8 protein-coding genes are annotated in these 6,784 nt (G+C 69.7%); 2 read left to right on the top strand and 6 right to left on the bottom strand.

What is annotated here, in order from left to right:
- Positions 1 to 4: 4 nt before the first annotated feature.
- Both BM237_RS28485 and BM237_RS28480 read right to left on the bottom strand, forming a co-directional pair.
- Complete coding sequence (locus tag BM237_RS28485; protein ID WP_093852628.1) at positions 5 to 751, bottom strand: transposase family protein; 747 nt, start codon at positions 749 to 751, stop codon at positions 5 to 7.
- 714 nt (positions 752 to 1,465) lie between these two features.
- Positions 1,466 to 2,428, bottom strand: coding sequence for a hypothetical protein (locus BM237_RS28480; protein ID WP_175541185.1), 963 nt, complete (start codon positions 2,426 to 2,428; stop codon positions 1,466 to 1,468).
- Positions 2,429 to 2,481: 53 nt separating this feature from the next.
- On the opposite strand from BM237_RS28480, the gene BM237_RS28475 reads away from it, so the two are divergent.
- Both BM237_RS28475 and BM237_RS28470 read left to right on the top strand, forming a co-directional pair.
- Positions 2,482 to 2,985: an EndoU domain-containing protein gene (locus BM237_RS28475; protein ID WP_175541184.1), complete on the top strand. Its 504-nt coding sequence runs from the start codon at positions 2,482 to 2,484 to the stop codon at positions 2,983 to 2,985.
- Between the two features lie 113 nt (positions 2,986 to 3,098).
- Complete coding sequence (locus BM237_RS28470; RefSeq protein ID WP_217655944.1) at positions 3,099 to 3,455, top strand: hypothetical protein; 357 nt, start codon at positions 3,099 to 3,101, stop codon at positions 3,453 to 3,455.
- A 386-nt stretch (positions 3,456 to 3,841) separates the two neighbouring features.
- Here BM237_RS28470 and BM237_RS28465 read toward each other — a convergent pair whose 3' ends face one another.
- From BM237_RS28465 to BM237_RS28450, 4 genes are all read right to left on the bottom strand, one after another.
- Complete coding sequence (locus BM237_RS28465) at positions 3,842 to 4,480, bottom strand: hypothetical protein (RefSeq protein ID WP_093852624.1); 639 nt, start codon at positions 4,478 to 4,480, stop codon at positions 3,842 to 3,844.
- Positions 4,481 to 4,850: 370 nt separating this feature from the next.
- Positions 4,851 to 5,651 carry a hypothetical protein gene (locus tag BM237_RS28460; RefSeq protein ID WP_093852629.1) on the bottom strand — a complete coding sequence of 267 codons (801 nt, stop codon included), beginning with the start codon at positions 5,649 to 5,651 and terminating at the stop codon, positions 4,851 to 4,853.
- A gap of 5 nt (positions 5,652 to 5,656) precedes the next feature.
- Complete coding sequence (locus tag BM237_RS28455) at positions 5,657 to 6,127, bottom strand: SPASM domain-containing protein (RefSeq protein WP_093852623.1); 471 nt, start codon at positions 6,125 to 6,127, stop codon at positions 5,657 to 5,659.
- A 60-nt stretch (positions 6,128 to 6,187) separates the two neighbouring features.
- A partial coding sequence (locus tag BM237_RS28450; RefSeq protein WP_425443742.1) for an IS630 family transposase occupies positions 6,188 to 6,784 on the bottom strand: 597 nt, incomplete at its 5' end.

The following is a 6,784-nucleotide window of genomic DNA, read 5'->3' as shown; positions in this document are numbered from 1 at the left end:
CTTCTCATCCTGAGCGCCAGGCGATCTCGATGGCGTGAACGGCGGCGACCGTGCGACCGATGCGGTTGGTGCTGCACCGGGCCTTGCGGAGGATCCGCCATTGCTTGAGGCGGGCGAAGGCGCGTTCGCCCGGGGCACGCAGCCGGGCCTGGTCGCGGTTGTACTGCTGGTAGTGCTCGGGCAGGTCGCGATGACCGTAGTAGGGGGTGCGGACGGTCGCGCCGGCGCCCTGGTAGGCGCGGTCGGCCAGGACGAGGAGCTGACGGGACAGGCAGGCTTGGATCACACCGTGGGCGCGGGCTGCGGTCAGGTCGTGCGTGCGGCCCGGTGTCGCGCGGGAGAACCAGAGCGGGGTGCCGTCCGGGCGGGCGATGACCTGCACGTTCATCCCGTGACGGCGGTGCTTCATCGAGTAGTACGGCTCGTCCGCCGCGATGCGGTTGGTAGTGACCAAAGTGCCGTCGAGGATGACGAACCCCTCCGGCGGCAGCTCGCGCAGGGCCTCGTGCAGGCTCGGGGCGCGCTCGGCGAGGAGGTCGACCGTTTCGCTCACATACCGGCCGGCGGTGGCGGTGGAGATGCCGAACCCCGCTGCGGCCTGGGCCAGGGTCTCGTTCTTGCGCAGGTGCACCAGGACCAGCAGGGCCTGGCGGAAGCAGCCCAGCTTCCGCCAGCGGGAGTTCAGCTCACGCCTTCGGGCGTAGATGAGCCAGGAAACGTGCTCCACGACTTCGTGAGGGACGTCGAGCATGGCACGATACGGGACCAACAGGGCTCCTGTGTCGAGACGTTGGCGAGTGAGATCACCAGCCGCAACGACCAGGAGCCCTGCCGCGTTACGGCCCCCGACCACCAGCCGCCATCACCCACGAACCACAGGATGAGAAGCGTTCAGTGAGCCCGTTCCAACCTGGCCGTCGGGCAGGTCAGTTGGGCTGACAGACAGGTGAAGCCCCTGGCAGATGGGTTTTCGACCAAGAGAACCGTCTCCACGGCCGTCGACCTCCTGGCCGCCCTCGTCCCCGACCTGGCCGACGCGGTGCGGGCCGCGTCGGCGAAGGCTTGTCTGATCCCGGGAGGAGACGGCTCCGCACGCTTCCCACGGGTTGGAGGCACGTCGGGAACAACGAACGGTGGCGACGGATGAGGCGTGGCTCTCGGAGGCACTTCGGTCAACCTGCGGCCAAGCCGAGCTGCCCGAACCGGCTGGGTAGGCTGCTGTCGCAGATCAGGATGGGTGTCCGTGCGGGAGACAGGATGGTCTTGAAAACCGTCGTGGTGGCGATACCACCGTGGGTCCGAATCCCACAGCCTCCGCACTTCACCACGGCCCCCGGCCGGCCCACCCGGTCGGGGGCCGTCGGCGTTCAGGGAGTGTCAGGGGGCCGGTGGCAGACTCGTCGGCATGGGGAGGGGGCGGCCGGACGGCGCACGCACCGCCGCTCCCCCGCGAGTGCCGTAGTGTTCACCACCGCCATTGAAAGCCGACGACCGCCTGCTCCAGGTAGGGGAAGAACTGGTGCAGTTCCCCTTCGGCTGAGACATCGATGCCGATCGCACGGATCGGCTCGGACCCACTGTAGGTGTCCCACACGCACCACCATGCCGCTCTGGGACGGACTGCTTCGAACACCACCCGCATGTCGACATTGTCGATGCGTTTGCGTGCCGCCCTGCGGACGTGGACGCAAGGGCCGGAGGCCGGCCGGTGGAGTGTCGTGTACTGCAATGACGAGTGCTCACCCGCCAAGAGGCGCCGATCCAGCCGGAATTCCGCCCCGACATACCCCGGACTGCTGGTGCGGAATCCGATGAAGGTCCCGCCGACCACCGATTCAACGCCGGTCACCGTATCGCGGGGACTGTAGGCAAAGGTTTCAAGGCCGTCGTCGACGGCGACGAGGACGTGACTGGTCTCTATGCGCCGCAGGGCACGGTCGGCCGACACGTAGTAGCGCGAGAACAGGGCCGTCGTGCGGTGCCCCTGTGGCCGGACAAGGGCAACCGGCTCGCTGCGCAGGGTGAATGACACTCCGTTCCCGCCCAGGTCGACAGCGCTGCGGCCCAAGAAGGCGTCCCGGACTTCTGCGATGTCCTCGGATGTGAAGTCGAACGATTCGGTGACCCAGGTGATCGTCTCGTGAGTGAGCCGCCGCCCGAGCAGCGCCTGCCGCACGCGGTCACGCAGCTTCCTGGGCAAGGTGTGGTCGGTGTCGGGGCGCAGGCCGCTTTCCCACAGGTACAGGGCGACGACCTGTGCGATCCCGGAGTAGCTGACATCGTCCCCTCGCCGGCGCCGTGTGTGAGCCAGCCAGCGAGCCCGGTATGCGCGGCGCCCGGCCAGCAGAGCGCGTAAGCGTTTTCCCGCCTCGGCTGCCCGCTCCGCCTCCGAGCCCTGCGGATGTCCACTGCCGCGGCCAGCCCCCATTACGCCAATCTATAGTCCTCCCGCGCCCCCTTCACGCCCTTCCAGGAGGTCCGATGACGACCGAGCCGGAGCCGTACCGCCCCAGGAACGTCTACGGCCACGAACAGAGCGGCAGAGAGGCTCTGCCCGGAAGGTACGGAGGCTGGGAGGATGTCGCGGTGTCGGGGGAGGACGAGCTCGAGATCGGTGCTGAACTACGGAAAGCGGGCAGTTACCTCTCGCCTTACCGTATGGATCACATCGCGGAGCTTCATTCGGGCAGAGCCGAGGCCAGGCAACTCGGGAAAAGCCTGTTCCCCGGAGCCTGGACCGACGAGGAGATCTTCGTGGCCGCTCAGGCGGTGGCCGCCGACCCCTCTTCGCGGTGGAGCCGCGGGGACGACGACTACAGCGGCGAGCCTGGGACGTTGTTCAACCCATGGCACCGTCTCCCGGACGTGGAGTGGGCCATCCCGGCTCGTTTCCGCGTCGACGGACACCATCAGGGGCTGGCGATCCGCGTGATCGTGGAGCCCTACGGGGAGGGCGTCATCTCCGCCTATCCGTTGTCGTCCTGATCGGAGGTCATCGCCATAGCAGCGCCACAGCCCTCCTACGGTGAGGTCTCCGGCAGCGGCTCAGGCCCGCTGCCAGACCGAAAGGGTGAGGCATGACAGTTCTGCTGAAGCGCATGAGCGTAGCCACCGCCGCCTTCCTCCCGATGATCGGCGCCATGCTCACGATCGCGCCGGCCGCACACGCGGTCAGCTATCCGACGATGACCGTCCAGGCCGGAGCCGCAGCCCGCTCAGCGCCCTACGCGGAGTCGTGGTCCTTCATCGGCTGGGTGACCTCGGACGGCTGGCGCAACCCGAACGGGCAGGCGTCCTGGGTCTCCTGCTACAAGGACGCTGGATGGGCGACCGGGAACTACTCCAGCAACCGGTGGTTCAAGGCTTACGTCAACTACTCCGGAGGATCCGCCCCGGTCTGGGCCTACGTGCACTCGTCGTTCGTGACCAACCAGTCCCCGGTACCGGCCTGCTGAGCGCAGAGCGGCGAGAAACGACCTCGAGAGGCCGTCGGCCCTGGGCCAGTACGAAAAGGCCAGGGCCGGCGGCACGGCCGCTGCGCAGAAACGGCTTCCCCGGAACGACGGGGGAAAGCATCTCCACACGATGTCGGCGCACAGGTCCCAGTGGCTTCGGGTGCATGACACGTCGGCGGGTCCTGACGTATGACCCAGGCATAACGCTCCAAAACGGCTGGCCGATGTCATCGGGGAACGACTCCACGAAGCCGAAGCCGAGAGCGGAGGCCGAGGCGATCGGTGAGGAGGCGTCCGGAGAATGCGGTTCGGGCACGGACCGGATGACCGCCGGGCCCCGCCCCGCCCGACGACCGGGCAGGGCGGGGCCCGGCGGGCGGCCCGGCTCACGGGGCGAGGGCGTCCAGGTCCACCGGGGTGCAGTCGTGCAGCGTCACGACCAGGCGGTGGGCCAGGGTCCACCGGACCGCGAGGTCCTCGTAGGACACCTCCTGCAGGGCGGTATCGAGGGGCTCCAGCGTGACCGGGTGGTGGACGATCCCGGCCACGCCCCAGGCGTACGGCCGGTCCACCAGCGCGGCGACGTGCCCTTCCCGCAGCCGCGGGCACTCCCGCACGGAGATCCGGGCGCAGGGCACGCACACCGGCGGTGCCGTGGTCCGCTCGCCCTCCTCCACCGGGCGGCCGACGTCCCGCAGCACGAAGAGGCGCGGGCCGTCCTGAGGGGTGGGCCCGCCGCACACCTGGCAGAGCATGCGCCGCATGGCCCTTCGCTGCCGCAGTGTGTGCACCGTGTGGTACCGGGGGTGCCCCTTGCCCCGCGCGAGGGTCTGCCTCGTCCACAGCACCCCGCGCCAGTCCCGGTCGTACGCCGACTCCCCGGCGAAACCGATCCCCTCGCCGCCCACCCCCACCCACCGCACCAAGGGCGGGCGGCGGATCCGCTCCTGGCTCCACGAGGCGATGTAGGGAACCGTGCTGAGCCGGCCGGTACGCGGCTGCGCGGGCGCGGCGGCGGGCTCCACCGAAGCCACCTCCGCCCCCGCCGGGCGCACCCCGGAATCCCCGCACCCGTCCGCAGAGCGCGCACGCCCCTCCCCGATCCGCTCCTCGGCCCCTTGTGAGAAGGCGTTCCCGCCCATGTACGCCCTTCCTGACGCTCGGTTCCGTACTCACGGATACGTAACCGTGCGATTACCCCGGGCGGTACCGTGGGTGGAGCGGCAGCGCGTGAAACCCATGAAAGATCGCGTGGATGCGGAGGAAGTAGGCAAGGGCGGCACCAACCGCATCCGCACATGACGAAGGACCCCCACCGCCGTAGGGGTCCCTCATCTCTGCGGGCAGGGTGACCTGGCGGGCAGCCCTGCCAGGGGAACCGCTCAGTCCTCCACGCTACGTGCTCACGCCGCGGTGGTCGGCCCACGCCCGGGAAGCGTCCGCCATCGCTCCGAGCCACGAGGCATCCGGCTTCCGGTCGGCGAAGGCGCGGTACATGAGCGCGTTGGCCCGGGCGAAGGTGTCGACGGCCTTGGGGTCCGCATCCACCCATGCCGCACAGCCGGAGGCCCAGGACTCGGCGGACTCGGGGCTGTGCCCGGCCGCGATGAGCTGCACCACCAGACAGGCCGGGTCGATGAAGCCCGCGCCACGGGTGGGCCAGGACCAGTCCACGGCCCAGGCGGTGTGCTTGCCGACCATCATGTTGCCGGGGTTGATGTCGGTGTAGAGCAGGTCATCGCCTCGGAGGAGGGCAGCCTGGCTCTTGTCCTCGGTGAATCGCTCCCATCGGGTCTCCGGCCATTCCCGCGCGACCTCGGGGAGGTCCAGCTCCCCGATTCGGTCCACCAGACCGACGACGGTGGGCAGGTCGGGAGAGTCCGGCGAGAAGTCGGCTGCCCGCCCCTCCACGGCGTCGAAGCCGAGCACGACCCACACGTCGTTCTCCACGTGCCACCGCAGTGCGGGGGAGAGGGGACATACGGCCGGGTTGATCAGCCGCTCCCGCACGATGGAGTCGCGCCGACCGCCGGGCCGGTTGGGAACCGCCTTGACGAAGAACGGCCCCCTCTCGCACTCGACCACGGTGGCGACGTCCGAGCTATGCCCCCCGGTGGCGGGGCGGGCACGCGCCAGTTCCCCCGTATGCGGGCGGATCAGCGCCTGGAAGTCGGCGGCGAGAAGGGGCGTGTCCATCGTCCTCAGTTCCTCGGGCTGCACGAGCTGCCCGGAAAACCGGGCGTGCACTCCTCGTCGTCGGGGCCGCAGGGGGCACTCCTCCCGGCCGCGCCCTGGACGGCCGTGGTGGCACGGGCCATGGCGTCGCCGCCGAGGATAGCGGCGAGCGGGGTGTGCTTGACGTTGCCGACGCCCATCCAGCCGGAGAACACGCACGGGGACACCTCCCCCGTGGGACCGATGGCGGCCACACCCGATCCGCACCGGCCACAGAGCTCGGCCATGTCGGGAACCTGGTCCTGCTGTCCGCCCCGCCCGAAGGGCCGGACGTGATCGACACCGATCCGCTCCACGCCCAGGGCTTCCAGATCCCGCCGGGCACCTGCGGCCTGGTCCTCGTCGCCGGTGACGACTCCGACGCGCAGCGGGATGCCGAGCCGGACGGCCCTGGCGATGTTCTCCCGCGTCCTTCCGTGGGAGCGGCGGCCGGTCATCGCGTTGTGGGTCTCGGCCTGACCGGAGTACTGAGGTTGAACTCGTGGTGTCGTGAGGGTTCATCCGGGTCTGATGGTCAGGCCGGTCTCGGCGAGGCAGCCGTCGATGAGGTCGCTGTGGTACTGGATGTGGCGCAGTCCTCGCCGGATGCGGTGGATGAGGTGTTCGGGGGTGGTGAAGGCGACGTTGGACAGCCAGCCGCGCCGCAGCAGGGACCAGATCCCTTCGACGGGGTTGAGGTCGGGTGCGTAGGGCGGCAGGTAGTAGATGGTCAGCCAGTCCCGGTCGGCGGCCCACTTCTGCAGGTCGGCGGCCTTGTGCACGTTGAGGTTGTCCCAGACGAGCACGATGGGGCCGCCGAGTTGGTGGTGGGCGGCGGTCAGCAGGTCGCGGTAGTCGGTCCAGGCGAAGCTTTTGCGGCCGTCGCGGCGGCCGTCGTCGCGGCGGGGCCGGTAGATCAGCCGGGACCGGTGACCGGGCTTGTAGCAGGTCAGCGCCGCGATCGAGACCCGACGGCGGGAGCGACCGCGGACCCGCACCACCGGGGTATGCCCGCGACGGGACCAGGTTCTGGCGTGCGGCGGCGTCATGGAGAAACCGGCTTCGTCCTCGAAGACGAGCCAGGCTCCATGGGCCGCCGCTGCTCTTCCGCGCAG

Origin of the sequence: Streptomyces mangrovi, assembly GCF_900114215.1 — a bacterium.
Taxonomy (GTDB): domain Bacteria; phylum Actinomycetota; class Actinomycetes; order Streptomycetales; family Streptomycetaceae; genus Streptomyces; species Streptomyces barkulensis.
This window is presented reverse-complemented; position numbering and strand designations above follow the sequence as displayed.